Source organism: Bartonella raoultii (assembly GCF_019659805.1).
Lineage (GTDB): Bacteria > Pseudomonadota > Alphaproteobacteria > Rhizobiales > Rhizobiaceae > Bartonella > Bartonella raoultii.
This window is the reverse complement of record NZ_JAIFRO010000001.1, coordinates 262,323-281,033: the sequence shown is the minus strand read 5'-3', so window position 1 is coordinate 281,033 and position 18,711 is coordinate 262,323. Positions and strand designations below refer to the sequence as shown.

7 protein-coding genes and 1 pseudogene are annotated in these 18,711 nt (G+C 35.3%); 3 read left to right on the top strand and 5 right to left on the bottom strand.

Annotation, left to right across the window (positions count from 1 at the left end; all coding sequences use genetic code 11):
- Positions 1-155: 155 nt before the first annotated feature.
- A pseudogene (locus K3248_RS08585) lies at positions 156-422 on the bottom strand (DnaJ domain-containing protein); the annotation flags it as partial.
- Positions 423-2,159: 1,737 nt separating this feature from the next.
- Here K3248_RS08585 and K3248_RS01075 point away from each other — a divergent pair.
- From K3248_RS01075 to K3248_RS01065, 3 genes are all read left to right on the top strand, one after another.
- A complete protein-coding gene (locus K3248_RS01075; protein ID WP_220716516.1) occupies positions 2,160-2,375 on the top strand; it encodes an EexN family lipoprotein in 216 nt (71 codons plus the stop codon).
- Between the two features lie 43 nt (positions 2,376-2,418).
- The gene (locus K3248_RS01070; RefSeq protein WP_220716515.1) at positions 2,419-2,709 is read left to right on the top strand and encodes an EexN family lipoprotein; all 291 of its coding nucleotides are present in this window, start codon (positions 2,419-2,421) and stop codon (positions 2,707-2,709) included.
- 1,556 nt (positions 2,710-4,265) lie between these two features.
- Positions 4,266-4,709, top strand: a complete 444-nt coding sequence (locus K3248_RS01065) for a flagellar protein FlgN (protein ID WP_220716514.1) — start codon at positions 4,266-4,268, stop codon at positions 4,707-4,709.
- Positions 4,710-5,042: 333 nt separating this feature from the next.
- Here K3248_RS01065 and K3248_RS01060 read toward each other — a convergent pair whose 3' ends face one another.
- From K3248_RS01060 to K3248_RS01045, 4 genes are all read right to left on the bottom strand, one after another.
- Positions 5,043-9,128 (bottom strand): autotransporter outer membrane beta-barrel domain-containing protein, encoded by a 4,086-nt coding sequence (locus K3248_RS01060; RefSeq protein ID WP_246588196.1) that lies wholly within the window; start codon positions 9,126-9,128, stop codon positions 5,043-5,045.
- 144 nt (positions 9,129-9,272) lie between these two features.
- Positions 9,273-10,871, bottom strand: coding sequence for an autotransporter outer membrane beta-barrel domain-containing protein (locus tag K3248_RS01055; protein ID WP_220716513.1), 1,599 nt, complete (start codon positions 10,869-10,871; stop codon positions 9,273-9,275).
- A 145-nt stretch (positions 10,872-11,016) separates the two neighbouring features.
- The gene (locus K3248_RS01050) at positions 11,017-13,404 is read right to left on the bottom strand and encodes an autotransporter outer membrane beta-barrel domain-containing protein (protein ID WP_220716512.1); all 2,388 of its coding nucleotides are present in this window, start codon (positions 13,402-13,404) and stop codon (positions 11,017-11,019) included.
- Between the two features lie 963 nt (positions 13,405-14,367).
- Positions 14,368-18,171: an autotransporter domain-containing protein gene (locus K3248_RS01045; protein ID WP_246588195.1), complete on the bottom strand. Its 3,804-nt coding sequence runs from the start codon at positions 18,169-18,171 to the stop codon at positions 14,368-14,370.
- Positions 18,172-18,711: the final 540 nt, after the last annotated feature.

The following is an 18,711-nucleotide window of genomic DNA, read 5'->3' as shown; positions in this document are numbered from 1 at the left end:
CATATCTGCTCTTGTAACAAGAGTATTATAAAAACACAAATAGCAATGAACATTGTTATCACACAAATAATCATATCCCATTCTGTTTTCCATAACCTTATCACGACTTCAGTTGTTTTCAGTTTTTCGTTGTCATTATTTTCAACAGTTGTGTGGTTATTTTTAAAAATCTCGTGATAAAATTGATCGTAAGCTGCTCTTTTTTGGGGATCTTTAAGAATTTCATAGGCTTCACAAATTTCTCTAAATTTTTCTGTTTCTTTTTTAATTATCACATTATGGTCAGGATGATATTGCATTGCTAACTTACGAAAAGCATATTTTATCTGTTTATCATCGCTTTCAAAGCTTATGTTTAGAATTTTATAATAATCAGTCTTTTTTATTTTATCTCTATGCAGTGAATTAAATGCGTTTGACATAATTTTCTTTTATCGTTTGCTCTGTATGAATAGTGTGCTCTTGTCTGCTCATACCATTTAGAGAATCTAAGCAGTTTTCTGTACACTCAAATAGTGGATAAATAAACTATGTTTCAAATTTTTTTTGCGAAAAAAATATTTAAAACCAGACTTGGAAGAGGCATATTTTACGAAAAAGCATCCTCAAAAATATAAGCATTGTATAGTAATGTTTTAAAATATCGAACTTTAGAAGATTCATTGGCAATATTATTAAATATCTCTACAAGGAACTATTTGTATGAGGCCTGTTTATAGTATCTATTAGATGCGGGGTTGTAATATTCGATATATTCTTTTTCTTTTTCTAATTTTGGGTAAAACAGATCATATACAGTAAGATCCTTTACCTTCGTATATTCCAAGAATCCTAATACAGAAAAATAATTATAAACCTTAAACATGCACCATGGATAATGATTTTTTTAGTTAAATCTTTAATGATCAAAATAGAATTTTTTAATTGATTCACATAGAATATATCAAGATGTCTTATTTATTGTAAAACGTATTGGATAAAATCAGAGTCTTGAGGTCATCTTATATCTAAAAATGGTTTTGTATGGTGTGAAATCCTTGCAAAGATAGCTTTATTCTCTAGAGAAAATAGTCTCAGGAAATATAGAGCAGGTTGTATAAGCAATAAAAGTAAGATTCCTCAAAGCTTGGATAAAGTATATAAGGTTAAGCTTATTTTAAAAGACGCTATATAGCATCATCCTTTTAAATTATATGGATTTTATTCAAGTAAGATCGAGTCTTTTATCTAAAACACTATGGTACAAAACAATTCTTTTTCTTTGCTTTATTTATCAGTCTCTTCATTTTTAAGCTAATAGCGTTTGTTCTTTTTAAAGATTTATACAATTTTTTATAAAATTGTGTTGATAATGTTTCTAAAGATAAGTTATTCCTTGTTTATTCTTTTAAAAAAAAGTTAAGAGCGTTCAACAATAGTGCTTATTTTGTTCACTATAAAGTATTATTATTCACTAAGGTTAAAGTCAAAGGGGGGATAAAACAACTTGTTTGTTTACTGTATTGGTGTTTTATAAAATTTACTTTTCTTCAAAATACAAAAAAATCTCAAAAACATAAAAGAAAGAGTTTGCCATCTCTCTTAATAGGATTTCTTCCATTTGTACGCTTTTATGGTTGTGCATTGGTGTGATGTTATTGTGATGCCTTTTCAAAGGGATGTAATCTCAATTTTATCTCTTGAGATGTACAAGGTTGTTTTTTTTGTGTTTTTATTGTCGTTGCTGTAAGTTAAGCGGAAAAAATTACATAAAAATATTCTTTGTGTTTTTAGCGCTTTAAAAAGGCTGGAAGTGAATTAGTTAAATGAAGAGATGTTATTTTGTTTGCTAAAAGTTGCAATTTAAAGGCATTACAAGTGTTTAATGAAGATATTTGTTTGCTGCATTTCTTATTGATGAAATGATTTTGGAAAAGAAGTGCTTCAAAAGTTTCTTCAAAGTACAAAGAAGTTGAAATTGCTGCTGAAGTTTAAAAAATTAAAACACGATAAACAGCTGTGCAAGCAATGTTACAAATGTAAGCGCGTTATTATTGCAACATGGAATATGTTGAAATGATGAATATTCGTTTAGAAGATGTGTTTTAAGCGCAAAATGGCAAGATGTATGTGAACTATTCTATAGTTGTAAAAATATAAAATAAGAGAGGGGTTAAATGATGAACAAAGTTCTTATAGTAACACTGCTATTTTGCACAGGATTTGCTCTTGTTGGTTGCGAGAAAACCCATAGTGTAGAAGAATTTAAGAATGATAAAGAATTGTTCAAAGAATGGGAAAAGAAATGTGATGAGATGGGACCATCTTCTTTAGAAAAATCTAAAAACTGTCGAAATGCTGCACAAGCATATATGGAACTGTTTATAGGACGTTAAAAAAAATTATGCAAACTTTATAAATTCAAAGGGGAATAAAATTATGCATAAAATCATTATCACAACATTACTGCTTTGCTCAGGGGGGGTTCTTGTTGGTTGCGAGAAAACCCACAGTGTAGAAGAGTTTAAAAAAGATCAAACTTTATTCAAAAAATGGGCGAAGAAATGTGAAAAGATGGGACCGGTCGCTTTAGAAAAATCTAAAAATTGCCAAAATATTGTACAAGCTGATATGGAACTTTTTCAAGAACATTATAAAAATCTTGCAAAAAAGCTTCGTGAAAACATTAAAAAAGATAATGAAACGAAGACACAACAAGATAATCATTAAATTGTAAAAAATATCGGTGGTAGCATTCTGGCTTTGTAAAGAGTTGGTTGTTGTGGTGTATGGAAAATCAAATATAAAAGCCATATTTTAAAAACGAAGAAATGGATGATTGATCGAATCTGTCATTGGGGGAACAGGGAGAGTGGGCCCAAATTTTGTTAATAAAAAAGAACAGGGGAACTGTGCATTCATAGACAAAAAGAAAGATGATAAAATTGCTTTTACTGGTATCTTAAGAGGGGCTTATTGCTTAAAGAGAGAGACCGCATAAATGAGAAGATTTCTCATTTATTGTTGAGATTTTTGCTTGATTTTAGGTGCAAGAAAAGTTGAAATATAAATGATATATAAAGCAGAGTCTTTATAAAAGAAAAGAGATTGGTGTTTAAAATATCCAATTTGATATATGTCGTCGTGTATGGCGAAAATCTTTTTTATAAAAGTCTTTGTTATATTTTCATAAAGGCGGCTAAAATGCGCATAACAAAAGCACTTTATAATCGCTTTTATGAACTGCTCTCAAAGTTGAGGTCTTGATAAAGAAGTGTAACATTCTTTTGTGTTTTTAAATATTAAAATCATCATAGCTCTCATAGTTTTATTTTTGCAGAGAAGGATATTGTTTCTCTGATTTTTAAAGAAAAAAGCGTTAAAAAGAGGTGTGTGCTCTTTATTGCTCCTTGTAGGTTATTGAGGGATGAGCCCAAAAGATTAATGTCGTAAAAAGCAAATAAAGATATCCGCGTGAGGATAAATTTGAAAGCTTATAATTTTGAAGAATAATAAGGTTTTAGCACTTTTGAAGGCTCTTGAAAGGAAAAGAAAAATCCTATACTATAGGTTGTTAATTGCAAAGAAAAGCAAATGATAATTGAAAATAAGAAATCTCTGGTTGCTTAACTTGTTAAGATCTCTTGTTTGATGTTGTTCTATATTGCATTTGTTTAGAAAGGGGTGTTCTTCTTTTGTTGTATAAAAAGAGTAGGGGGCTCAAAGAGAATAGGTAAGAGGAGTAAAGCTTTCTGGACTGGTGTAAATGAATCCTGTGTCGTGCTAAATGGTATGGTGTTTTAGATAGATAAAGCGAAGGGCTATGGAGGGTAAAGAGTTGAAATTTTCAAAGAATTAAAATCTTTGTATGCTTGCATTTTTGTTAAGCAGAAGGGTACCTGTTAATGTATGAGATTTTTTATTCAAATCATTTCTGTCGAAAAAAGGCAGAATAGGGAAATAAAATAAGAAAAATAAATGGACGAACTTGTGATATAGAGTAGGGGCGCACATTTATAGCATTTTGGTGGGGCTTTTAGCGGTAAAGAGTAATGAGGGGGAAAGTTTAAAAAATATATAATCTCATAGAGTGAAAGTTGAAGAAGTATAGCTTTTAAAGCTTATCGTACTGTTATTGGTACAATCTTTATGCACTATGCAATAAATGCAAGGGAATGTATCAGCATTGAAATTCGTGTATCAGCTGTGTATCAGCATTAAAATGGTTGTTTAATCGCCCTTACTTTGAGAACAAGATTAAACAAGAATGTGGAAGGGGAAAGAAAATGTCTATAATGCAATATGGTGATGAGAGTTTTGCATCAAAAGCTAAAACTCTTGATAACAACCTTATTGATCGCGATTGGGCAATGACAAAATTTGTAGCTGCCGTGAAGGGATTAACACAAGTGATTGATTATGAAATTTCTATGCTTGAAAGCAATAGAATTCCTGATTATGAAGAAATCAATTTATGTAAAACGCGTGGCTTACGCGACCTTAATAAATCTATAAGTGATATAAAGCGCTATATGAATGAAGATATTGAAAATGAAGTTGAAAGTTTGTTAGCAGATTTACAGGAAAAATTACATCGCAATAGTGAATTGCTTCAAATGCATTTAGATGAGATCAATGATCTTTCTCAAGTGGCGCAAAGCGCTGTGCGCACAAAAGAAACAGAGGGAAATGCTGATCTGGTTTTGTCCAATATTGGGCGCTCTAAGTGATGCAGAAAAGAATGTAAGATTTTTTTTCACGCATCTTAGCGTGTTTTTATGAAAAACATTATTTTTTAGAATTTTGCTATTGTAAAAAATAAGTCTTTTGGTGTTTGGAAAGACTGATTTTGAATGTAAGGGGGGATGTATTTTATTATCCTATTGCTTTTAAAATATTTTTCTTGATATGAGGTGCCTTTTAGCTTCTCTGTTTAGGAGTTTTTATCTTTATCTAAGAATATTATGGAAAAAGAGATTTTTATTTACAAAAAGGCAGCATATTTTATGCTACCTGTTTGTAAAATTAATGAATATTATTTTTAAAACAATATGAAGCTTTTTTTAAAAGCGATAATGTATTCCACCAGAAATATGGGTTCCAGAGACACCGGCTTTTTGAAGTTTTTGTCGATAGCTCACATCACCATGGAGCGCAATTTTTTGAGAAAACTGTGCATTGATACCAAGACCACCTTCAAGAGAAGACCCAATCGGATCAAGAGAGAAGGGATCAGCAATTTGTATTGTACCACCATCACCAAAAGCTTTAAGAACATTCACTTTACCATAGAAAGAAAAGGTATTGTTTGCTGGTGAGTCCATGAGCGTTTGCGTTAAACGTCCACCTATACGAACCAACCATTGACGTGGATTGCCCATATCGACTTCTAAATTGTTTGCATCAGAGATTATATCAAACATAAGATTTTGATAAACAAATTGTACTTGCGGTTCAAAGGTTAAATCCTTCACACCTGTTTCTAATTGTTTCCCCATGGTTGTAGATACGCTTAATGTTTTTGTATCATCTAATGTTGCAGCATTGCCGATAAGTTTCGTGGTGACATTTCCTTTTAGAATTCCATAAGAAAGGAATGTGTTTATGTACAGACCATTGTTGTGTTGGATGCCACTATAAGCGGTTAGAGACCATTTATTGAGTGTCGTTTTTTCAGAATCTTTCATACCTTTAGGTGTGAAAGCAATTTTTCCGTATGTTCCTAGAAGACCTAAATATGTGTTCATCTCTGTTCCTTCTAGGGCCGCCAATATCGTTCCCATCTGTACAGCACCATAGTTGACATCAGCACCATAGCCATAATGCAAGGGGTCATGGTTAGAAGATAAAGTGATTTTTTCACCATAAGAAGAGAAAAAGATGCTATTCTCTTTTTTCTTTTCTGCTCCAAACACTTTGATGCGCATATTATCTAACAGCGTATTTTGATTGTTGATATCTGCTAATCCAGAAGAAAATAAAGCATTAGGCATGACCAAATAGTTTGCTACCTGTGGCAAAAGTGCTCTGATTTTCTTATCACTATCAAGATAGTCATTTTGTAGGCGAAAATCCCAAAAATTGTTACCATTTTGACCAAAGAGATTCTGGTTTTCATGAGATTTGCCGGGCCCATAAGCTTTGAGTACATATTTGTAAGGTTCATGTCCTATGGTCATATAGCCTCCTGCTAATGCGAAAGAATTTTCGTTAGCATTGCCAGAAACTTGCACAACGGAAACTCCATGCGTTGAGAGAGGTAAGGAATGCATCTGTTGTGTCCAAACAGAATGATGATTTGTTCTGCTTTTTTCGCTTTCTACAAGATGAATGTGAAGCATTGTTGTCCCTGATACATTACCGTTAATCACAAGGCGATCAGTTTCTTGTTTAGCTACTGGAGAAGAAGGACTCCATTGCGTGTTTAAATAAATTCTTGCATCACCCTCTGCACTATAAACAGTTGTTGCTTGGGAAGTATCATCTGTTTGTGGATTAAATCCTACAAACAGAGTTTGATAATCTCTTTGGGTTGGAGGAGCAAACAGAATGGTACTTTCTGTAAGGCTCAGTTTAGAAAGTTGAGAGGATAATTTTTTATCAACATTAAATTGTTCATGCTCTAATATATCGCTTTCATTATTCATGAAATTTTTATGCGGTGTTAAGAGCCATTTTGTACCGTTTTGTAAAGTAAATACTGTTTTGCTTTCTCCTAAGGTTCTTGCCCCACCTTTTAAAAGGGAATGGTCTGCCGTTAACGTTAGAGTATTTGTATAGCTGCTTTTATTGTCTCCATTGCTTGATAAAAGAGCAGCATAAATTTCTGAACTTTTCAAGATAATCTCGCCGTTTGCAATTGTTGCTCCAACACCAATACCTTGTTCAACAGAAACTTTCGTATTTTCTAGTATTACGCTATTGGAAATTTTTTGTTCTTGGAGCGTAGCTATGCTTCTTTCAGCACTGCGCGCATGTCGCCTTTCAGATGGATGTGGCAAATCATAGAAAAAAATACCATAAGCATCATAACCTCCCGTAACATTTACGGTAGAATCCTTTAAAATGATGGTAGAATTTGTGCTAACGAGACCAACAGATACAGCTGTTGCTGTAATGGCTGTTGCATCAATTCTTCCTCCGCCTGATGCACTAAGTCCCACAAAACCTGAAGTTACTGTTCCTCCCTTTAATGTTAGAACAGAGTTTTCGCCTTGCACATGCACAGCAAAATATCGATCATAGATTTTAGCATTCTGTTGCGTAAGAGTTGTGCCATTTTTAATGCTTATATTTGTGGATGGTTCTGCAATCTGTACGGGATTTTCTAAGGCTTTTGATTCTGATAATATTGGTTTTTCCCATTCTGCTTGTACTTTTGGTACCAGTTTTATAGGTATTTCCAGTTTTGCCGATGGTGGATGTATGGATGTTGAAGAATGAGATGGCATTCTTTGAGTGGGAGCATCTGGAGAAGAAGATTCTGTTATCGGATTTTTTGTCGATTCAGAATTTGTTTTGCTTTGTATCGGTTTTTCAGCAGTATTTTGAGGGGGTGTTTTCTGATCTCTCTTTGAAGGTTCTACAGGATTTTCTGATTTTTTAGGGGGTAGTTGTGATGCGGGAGGATGAGATGGCATCCCTTGAGTGGGAGAATCTGGAGAAGAAGATTCTGTTATTGGAATTTTTGTCGCTTCAGAATTTGTTTTACTTTGTATCGGTTTTTCAGCAGTATTTTGAGGGGGTGTTTTCTGATCTCTCTTTGAAGGTTCTACAGGATTTTCTGATTTTTTAGGGGGTAGTTGTGATGCGGGAGGATGAGATGGCATCCCTTGAGTGGGAGAATCTGGAGAAGAAGATTCTGTTATTGGAATTTTTGTCGCTTCAGAATTTGTTTTGCTTTGTATCGGTTTTCCAGCAGTATTTTGGGGAGGTGTTTTCTGATTTCTCTTTGAAGGTTCTACAGGATTTTCTGATTTTTTAGGGGGTAGTTGTGATGCGGGAGGATGAGATGGCATCCCTTGAGTGGGAGAATCTGGAGAAGAAAATCCTACTTCTGGACGTCTTCTCGATTTGGCATTTTCTCTTGTTGGTATTGCTTCTGTTGCAGCATCTTGCGCTGGTGCTTTTTCATTTACCCTTATGGTTTCTGTGCTGTCTGTTTTTTGCGTTTGTGTATTTGTTTGAACCGTTTGTAAAGCTTGTGTCCTTACAGATTGACCATTTGTTTGCACAGATTGACGTGTTTCTTTCGTGCCAAGAACTGTTTCTCTAGAGGAAGGGGGACTATTGGAAGCTCCCAGTTTTTTAGGATTCTTTTTTTCAGATTCGTTGTGCGGTTTTTGAGATATAGGTTCTCCTCCTATGGGAGGAATGCTACTTAGAAGAGAATTCTCAATGCTGTTTGGTACTTGCGCTTTAGAAGAGATTGTACTGCTAAGTGGAGGTGTTTCAACTATAGATTTTGAAGATTCTGATTTTTGGGAGTCTTTTGCTGTTGTGTTTTCAGAGTTATTTTGTGTTGAAGAATCTATAGAGGAAAGAACTCTTTTTCTAGGTTTACCTTCTGCTGCTCTGGATCCTTTTTCAAGTATTTTTGTTGGATCTTCCGGTTTTAAGCTTTTCTCTGTAGAAAGAACGGGTGTTGCAACAAGCTGTGGCGTTCCTTGCTGTGGAAGTTGTGGAATTGAAGGTTGAGAAGATCTTAATCCTTCAGTAGATAAAGGGATCTCTTTGTTAGAAGACTTTATGGGAGAGGGAGGATGTGAAAAAGAAGAAGAATTTCCACTCGTTATGGGAAGAGGAGGCATAACAGGTGTAGAAAGAGAGGAGGCTGGATAGGGTGAATATGTACCATTTGAAGCTCCATTATATGTAGAGCTTTCAGAATTATGGCTTGAAGAGTTGTTTTGATACTCTGGAAAAGTGGTATAACGCTGCCTTCTGCTTTTTGTTACAGAGACTGAAGCGTCATCATGAAAATCTTTGTTAAAGGATATAGCATATCTATCATCTTGAGAATATTCATAGATCTTCAATAAGTGCTTCGCTACAGATTGTGCACCTGTTGTATGAAGTGCATAAGAAAAGCTTGAAGAAGAGTATAATAAAACCCCAGAGATTGTACAAAATAAGAAGCTTTTTTTCATATAAATATATTCCTAAATTTTATGCCCCCTCTCTTTATGAATTAAGGTTAAAATCAGACTTTAATTCATTATGTTGTTATTTTTAAGTAATAGGAAATTTATATGAAGCGCTTCTTATTTTTTAGGAGAGAGGGCAAGGTCTTTTTAAAAGCGGTAGCGTATTCCAGCGGAAAAATGCAGCCCAGATACTATGGATTCTTTCAATTTATATTGATAACTGATATCACCATGCAGTGCGATATTGGGCAATAAATAGCTATGAATGCCTAGACCGCCTTCAATTGAAGTGCCCATAGGGGTCACTTGGAAAGGCTTATCAATCTCTATGCTATGGCTGTCTTCAAAAGTCTTTATGAAGTTTAATTTACCATAAAAGGACAGGGCATTACCTGTATTTCGCGTTACACGTCCACCAAGACGTAGCCACCACTGATGAGGATGCCCCATATTTACTTTAAAGTCTTTATTTTCTGAGTGGAGACCAAATATGAGACGCTGATAAACAAGTTGTGCTTGAGGTTCAAGGATTATTCCTTCAAAGCCCGTTTCTAATTTTTGTCCAACAGTTGCAGAAGCGCCTAAGGTTTTTGTATCATGGTTTTTTTTTATATTTTCCATGAGAGGCATGTCACTCTGGTCTTTGAAAATTCCATAAAAGAGAAAGGCACTTGCATAGATGCCACTATCATGCTGGATGTCGCCATAGGCTGTAAGGGACCATTTGTTAAACATCTTTTTTTCTGGAATGTTGTTTTTGTTTTTAGGGGCAAAAGCTAATTTCCCGTATGTCCCAAAAAGACCAAAGTTTGTGCTGATATTCGGCTCTTCTAATGTCATTAACGTTACGCTTGTTTGTAAGGCATGATAATCAATATTGGCGTTATAGCTCTTTGGGGCAGATTGAAGAAAAGAGGATAATGTAATCCTATCGCCATGGACTGATAAAAAGCTTCCTCTTTCTTTTTGATTTTTAGGTTCAAACATTGTTATTCTGAGGCTATCTAACAATGCACTTTGATTATTAACATCAGAAAATCCCGTGGCAAGCATAGCATGTGGCATGAGTAAATAATGTGCTATTTGAGGCGTAGGCGCTTCTGCTTTAGAAGCAAGAGTTTCATCAGAGGAATCTGTGCTCTCCGTTGTTATTTGATTTGTAGAATCATCCTTTGAAGGTAGATTGTCCTGTACTTTCGTCTGGGATGAAGGGGCTTTCTGTTGTGAAACGCTATGGTTTGATGGGGATTGATCAAGAGAACGCTTTGCCTTGATTTTAGAGCCGATAAGGGATGGTTTTTGTTCTTCAGAGGAATGTAGGGAAAGCTGCGGGAGCTGCATTTTTGTTCTTGTATCGGTATTCCAAGTCTGTGTGAATGCATTGCTGAAGCTATTGGAAAGTTCTTTTTTTTGTCCTTGGAGGGTGCTCTCTATGCTTACTGTTTTATGTCGTATATCTTCCTGATTGTGCTGCTTATCCCAGTCGCGATTGTCTTGTCTTGTTCCTTGTTTACGCGCAATATCAACGAATCCTTGGTTATCTGCAGAAAGTATTGCTGTTGCTTGCGTTGGTGTGTTGACGAATTCAAGGGCATGGTGATCTTGATGCGGTAAATGGATCAAATCTTCACGTGCACTGCGTGTTTGAGGATTTAGGCCAGAGGCATTACTTATGTAAGTTCCGTTAAAATAAGAAAAAAACAACGCACAGGTCGCTGTGTAGAATAATAAACTCTTTTTATGCATAAAGATGCCCTTTATATATTTTTTCTTTTTTTGATAAAAACGTCATAACTTTTTTATCCATTATATTTTTTACAATGGATAAAATGGAAGCAGCGCTGCTTTCTTTACAGCGCTGCCTCTCTTATCGAAGGAGAGAAAAGCTTGTTTAAAATTTGTAGCGCAATCCAGCGGAAAAATGCATTCCTGATATACCGGACTTTTGAAGTTTATGTTGGTAATTTACATCAGCATGAAGCGCGACATTGTGCATAAACTGCGCATTGACACCCAACCCACCTTCGAGGGAAGATCCCATTGTATCAAGGTGGAAACTATCACCAGCTTGGATCGTTTTTTGATTTTCAAAAGCTTTTATAATGTTTAGTTTACTGTAGAAAGAAAAAGCACAACCTTCCTCTATAGTCGAGGTTGTTTGCATTAAACGTCCGCCAACACGTACCAGCCATTGATGAGGGTTACCCATATTGACTTCAAAACCATCACTATCTTTGAGTGTTCCAAAAAGGATACGCTGATAAATAAGTTGCGCTTGTGGTTCAAAGATCAATCCTTCAACACTTGTTGCTAATTTTTGACCAATAGTGCCTGATGCGCTCCATGTCTGCGTATGTTCTAGACTTGCGGTATTTCCAGCGAGCTCTGTCGTGATATTTCCCTGTAAAGTTCCATAGGAGAGGAAGGCGTTAAGATAAAGACCACTGTTATTCTGGATATTACCATATGCAGAAAGTGACCATTTATCCAATTTCGTTTTTCCAGCACCGTCTATATCCTTTGGGGTAAAGTCCAGTTTTCCATAGCTTCCCCAAAAACCAAAGTTTGTTGTGATGTTTTGGTCTTCCATTGCTGGAAAAATTGCTCCTGCTTGTAAGGCTCCATAGCGTATATTCGCGCCATAGCCATATTCCAAAGGAGTCCGGTTGGAAGAGAGAGTCATTTTTTCGCCATAAGGCGCTAAGAAGAGTCCCTTTTTATTTTTCTCTTGTACGCCAAAGACTGTGGATTGCAACGTACTTAACAGGGTATTTTGATTTTTTATATCCGCCAATCCAGCAGAGAATACGACGTTAGGCATGACCAAATAACTTGCCATTTGCGGGACAAGGGCTTTGATTTTCATCTCAGGATCAAGCGTAGAATTTTGTAAGCGGAAATCCCAAAATCCGTCACCTTCTCCCAAGAAACTTTGTTCTCTATTTGCTTTTCCATGGCTTGATGTTGGTCCATAGGCTTTGAGAATATATTTATAAGGAAGCTCACCTATTGTGGTGTAGCCCTTTGCAAGCTTAAAGGCATCTTCACTGGCTTTTCCAGATACTTGAACAAGTGAGAAACCACGCCTATTGGAAGGAAGAGGATTTTCGACTTCTTCTTCCACTTCTTTTTGTTTTTCTAGGTTGATGAAATGAATTTTTGTTGTTCCTGACACATCACCATATACCAGAAGCTTATCAGTTTTTTGTGCCTCTTTTGCAGCACCATTACTCCATTGGCTATTAAAATAAATTTTTGCATCACCCAAGGCTTTGTAGACTGGGGTACTATCAGGTTTTTTATTTTCTTGTAGGCTGGATTCTGTACGGAATTGGGGCGCCGATGTATGAGATCCCATAGGTGATGAAAGCAATCCCATCAGTGACGTGTTGGATTCTGCTGTTTGTGGTCGTTGTCCTACACTCAAAGTTTGGTAATGGTTACCTGTTGGTTCATTAAAAACAATGCTACTTGCATTAAGATGGAGAACAGAAACATGAGAACGTGCTCTTTGCTCAATGTTCAGAAGATCGTAATTAAACAGCTTCATTATATCAGTATTATCGGTTTCGTTTTTACTAATCTTTAAGAGCCATTTACTGTCATTGTTCAAATTAAAAACTGTTTTGTTCTTGCCTAATGTATTGGCTCTTCCTTCTAAAGTTGAATGATCGGCGGTTAAGGTAAGAGTAACAGGTTCAGCTCCGGGCATTGCTTTATTTTGCAATAAGACATCTGCACGAATTTCTGAATTTTTCAGTGTAATTTCACCATTTGAGAATGGTCCTATGATACCATTACCATCTTCAACTAAAAGCTTTGTATTGACAAAGTTTGCTTGATTGGTAAATTTTCCGTCTGGGGCTGAGAATTTTGTAATAAAACCAAAATTGATACCATAGCTTTCATGGTTTCCTTTAACAACGACAATGGAATCTTCAAGGTTGATAATACCGTTTGTAATTTCAAGACCTTTTATGAGGGTTTTTGCATGAATGTCCTTCGCATTAATGCGCCCACCTTTTGCTGCACTTAGCGCAACCATTTCTGAAGTTATCGTTGCTTTTTTTATTGTGGCTGTAGCGCCTTTTCCATTGGCATTTACAGCGCTTACTCTATCGCGGATAACTACGTTATCGAATGCTTTTTCTCCTTGGGTAACGTCAACTTTAGAAATTTCGAGGGGAAGAGTTTGTGCATAAGCGGAACTGAAATGAGAGAAAACAAAAGCTCCAGCAATTGTACATAATAAAAAATTTTTCTTATATATCTTATACATAGATATGCCCTTAATGTTGAGATATGCCTTTAATATTGATACGCTCTTGATGCTTATTTATCCCCTCACATTTAAGTACCAAGAGGCTTTTATATCATTATGTTTTTAATGTAAAGAACAAATCAAATTAATGTATGGCGTCTCTATACTTGAAGAATTTTTTTCAGAAAAGTTTTTTTAAGGGAAATCAAACGCGTAGAGAGAAGAAAAACCAATTTAAAAATACTCTAGATATTTTTAAATATTGTAAGATTTAAAAAGTACTCTAAATAGAGCCTTTTCGAAAGCTAACTCTTGTTTAATCCTTGTTCTCCTGAGTGCTCTATAGCATTAAGAGGTGCTTTGTTTCAGCTTCTGTTTATATTTTTATATAAAGTCTTTACAAAAATGTGATGATGATAAGAAGTATTGAGGATTTTTTTATAAGCTATTAAATAGTATTATTCTATAAGGGCAATCTATAATAAAATATATTTTTACATATAACGCCAGAATTATTTATTTTGTTTATATAAATATTCTTTTTATAAGAACAGTTCTATATAAAAATCATTTAAGTGTGTTCGTAATTTTTTTACTTATAAGAAGAGAATATTATTATTAATAGTCTAAGTTATATGTCTTGATAATAAAAAAACTTTGTTTTTTAAATAGCCATTTATTGTTAAAAAAGACTGTTTTATCTTCTCTCTTTACGTTTTTCTTTTATAATAATAATTTGTATAAAAAGTTGTTCTTTTCTTCATGAAAAAATAAAAACAGGGTTAAAAATCAGAATAAGGCTTTTTATAGAAAAAAATCAATACGTTAAAGAAGAAAAGACAAAATTTTCCATAAACTCTAAGCACATGTAAAAAGATTTTTTTGTGTGGGAAATGAACAAGAAAGGACAAAGTGGTATTGATTTATAAAAAAGGCAGCAAATTACGCTGCCTTTTTATTTAAGTTAAAAAGCGATTATGTTTAAAAGCGATAACGTATTCCACCTGAAAAACTAGCCCCAGAGATACCCGTTTTTTGAAGCTTTTGTTGATAGCTGACATCTCCTTGGAGTGAAAGGTTAGAAGACAATTGCGCATTAATGCCAACGCCACCTTCAAGGGAAGTTCCCATAGGATCAAGTTGATAGTTTTTATCAACAGTTATAAACTTTCCATCGCCAAAGGTTTTAAGAATATCTGCTTTTCCATAGAAGGCAATGGAACGGTGGCTGTAAGTGGTAGTTACAGTTTTGTTTACACGTCCGCCAACACGTACCATCCATTGATGAGGATTGTGCATCTCAACGGTAAAGTGATCAGCATCTGAAATAGGATCAAACATCAAATGTTGATAAGCAAGTTGTGCCTGTGGCTCAAATGTTACCCCTTGAATGCTGGTTGCAAATTGTTTTCCCATGGTGGTGGAGAGGCTGAATATCTTGGCATTCTTCAACTTTGCTGTTTTTCCAACGAGGGCATTGCTGATATTGCCTGTTAAGATTCCATAAGACAAAAAGCTATCGATGTAGAAACCATTTTGATGTTGAAAGCTGCTATAGGCTGTAATTGTCCATTTATCCAGAGTGCTTTTACTTGCATCTTTCATCCCTTTGGGCGTAAAGGACAGTTGTCCATAAGTTCCTAAAAGACCAAAATCTGTTGTGGTATTTTCTCTTTCTACTTCAGCAACTGTCATCCCTGCTTGGAGAGCTGCATAGCGTATATCAGCTCCATAACCATATTGGAGTGGCCCACGTGCGGATGAGAGGTTTGCTGTACTTCCATAGGCATATAAGAAGAAATTTTTCTGTTTCCCTTCTTCTCGTATTCCACCTGCATATCTCATATTGGTGTTTCCTACATTGGCGTTTCTCATATTGGCAACAAGCATGTTTTGTTTAGCAATGTCGATGAGACCAGTGTAGAAGATGGCATTTGGCATGACCAAATAATTTGCCATTTGTGGAACAAGGCTATGTACATGGCCTGGACCACCATTACCATTGCCGCCACCATTACCATTGCCGCCACCAGAACCGGACCCATTGCCGCCACCAGAACCAGATCCATTGCCGCCGCCAGAACCAGATCCATTGCCGCCGCCAGAACCAGATCCATTGCCGCCACCATTGCCGCCACCATTACCAGAATTTGGATCAAGCAATTCAGGTTGTAAGCGGAAATCCCAGAAATTTGTACCACTTCCCAACAAGTTTTGAGTTTCCTCAGCTGTTCCATTCTTTGATCCGGGGCCGTAGCCACGCAGTGTATATTTATTGGGTGAACCATTTTTTGTGGTATAGCCATGGGCCAGTTTGAAAGAATCTTCTGCTGCTTTTCCAGAAACTTGAATAAGTGAAAGCCCACGGATGTTATGAGGATCAGAACTGCTGATTGTAAGATCTTGATTTTCTAGATCTCCATCCACATAAACTGTTGTGGTGCCTGTGACATCTCCATAAATGAGAAGTCGATCGGTTTTCTGCTCAGAGATTTGATCACCATCACTCCATTTTGCATTCAAATAAATTCTTGCATCTCCAGAAGCATTGTAGACCGCATCCGTGCCTGGTTTTCCAGAGCCTATATACAATGTTTGGTAATAGCCTTCTGTTGGTTTATCAAAGATAATAGAGCTATTGTTGAGATTAAGTGAAGAAATATCAGAGCGTGCTCTTTGCCTAATATCAAGCAGGTTTCCAGAAGCGTCCTTTTCGTTTTGGCTGATTTTCAATGTCCATTTTGTATCATTATTCAGGTTAAAGTGCACGTTTCTTTCTTGTGCAATATTTGCTTTGCCTTCTAAAGTGGAATGATCTGCATTTAATGTGAAGCTGCCATTAGATATTTCCTTTAGTCCTTCATCAGCCCACATATTCTTATTGTTCCAAGATGTACCATCTCCTAACAAAACATCGGCATGGATTTCTGAATTTTTGAGTTCGACTATACCAATTGAAGGGTCTGTATTGTTGTCAATATTATCATTCGTGAGCGCTGCAAGAAGAATTCCAGTGCCACTTTCGACTTGAAGTTTTGTATTGGTTAAGTGAATTTCATTGCTTTTAAATTTTGGTAAATCCGTTGTATTTTTTAAATCAGCTTGAGGAAAACTTATCAGTTGTATACCAGCATTTCCTGCTGTAATAGAGCTGTCTTCTAGATCAATATGTCCATTTGCTGCCGCTGTCAGTGCAACGTTTTCAGCTTCTATGATATTGTGCGAAGCGTTGGATGTACCGTCGAGATCTCTCACAGGTTTTTCATTGTCATCAATAGCACTATTGGCCATCTTAATTGTACTGTTATTGGCTGCAACAAGACCAAGATCAACTTTTTTAATGATTGTTTTGCCTGTTAATTCAATGGTGCTATCGGGTTCATTAGCTTGTGCCCCAATGCGTTCTATAGAGCTATCATGATCAATTTTTTCACTCCCTGTTATCGTTAAATCTTTACTGATGATTTTGCTGCCACCATCTGCAACAAGACCAAAATCAACATTTTCAATTGTGGTTTTTCCTGTTAATTGAATTTCGCTCTCGCTATCATCGGTCCAGATTCCATAACGTTCTTGATCAAATTCAGAATCCTTTCTTTTGTGACCAATTATTTTTAAATCCTTACTGATGATTTTACCACCATTTGTTGCGCTAAGACCAATGGAAGCATTGTTAATTGTTGTATTCCCATCGAATGCAATGGTGCTGTTTGCACCACTGCTTCCTGCACCAACCCCACTGTCATCTGTTGTAAGAGTAACATTTTTAGCTGTAATATATCCGCCGTCATTTGCTTTTAATGCTGTTTCTTTGGCGGTTACTGTTCCTCCTGTCATCGTGATTGTGGATTGTGCATTAGTCGCTTGAAGACCAATCCCATCAGAGGATATTATCTGTGCATTGTCGTTTAAAATAATACTACTGCCTTGTTGCGCAGATATCCCTACATCTTTCCCACTAAAAGATCCTCCGGAGATTATGATGTGAGAATTATCATGAGCTAAGATCGCTTGTTTTGCTTGTCTGACTGTTACATTATTTAAAGTAACAGTGCTTTTCTTGTCGGCATTTATGCCTATAAACAGAGGCTTGCTTTCTTGACCGCTAGAGATCTTTACATCTTTTATAATATTCTGATTACTTTGTGTATTAGAAAAGAGCGCCCCCGTTTGAGAGACTGTTATAGAACCGCCTGTCATACTGATTGCACCACTGTTTTCTGCTTGAAGTCCAATTGCAGCATTACTAATGAGGGTGTTACCTTGCAGTTCAATCATATTCTTTAGGCCATCAGCATTTGCACCGATTCCATTGTTATCCAGTGTGATGAGATGAACATTCGTTGCTTGAATATAGATCCCATTTTTTGCAACCAATGCTGCTTCTTTTCCTTTTAAGATACCTCCAGTTATTTTCTGATCAGGTTCTGAATTCTTTGTTTTGGTCTTATCGTGTGCTGTTGTTATAGCATTTGTAAAAATGGTCGCTTTCTCAATGGTAGGGCGAGCAGTTGTGTTTTTGGATAAGACAAGAGAATTGTTAGGATTTATCGCTTTTTCAACGTCTATAGAAACATTTTTCCACTCTTTTGGGACTGTCATACTTTCTGTGAAATGTTTATCTATATTGCCCTTTGAAGCAATAAGATCTTCATAAATTGTATCAGTTATAATTTTCGTTTTTTCTTCGGAAAGATCGAATAGCTTAGCTTGTGCGCTGGAGTGGGCGCCAAATAGAACTATAATCGTGATGGCTGTATTTGATAGAAAAGCTTTTCTATACATCAATATTCTCCTTTAAAAGCCCCTGAATATTCATTTCCCCACCCACTTCATAAGAAGAATGGCAAATGGATAATTGTTTTTAGCTTTAGTAAATTAACTTGTGTTTGTTTATCAAATTTAAAAAGAATATATTAAAATTCTATTATTTAGACTTTAATAAATATATAATTTTTATTAAGTAATATTTAATTATTGATTTAATATAAAATTAACTTTTTATGATAATCGTTTAAAAATATTTCTATTTTATTATAGATAATTCTAAATTATTTATAAAATAATGCATAAATTATAGACTATAATTAAAGGTTTACTTTTTATTAAAGATAAAAATATTTATAAAGATTACTCTTTATTATATTTCATTTCTTTATAAGAATAATTCCTATTTCATAGATCTATTTTTAATAGATGTGCTTGATTGTGCTATGAGGCATTTAGCTGTTTTTAAATGCTTTTTTTGCTTTAATGTCTAATCTTTTATAAGAAAAAAACGCAATCTATAAAAATATTTCAAGACCCAAGAGGCTAAAAAAATAA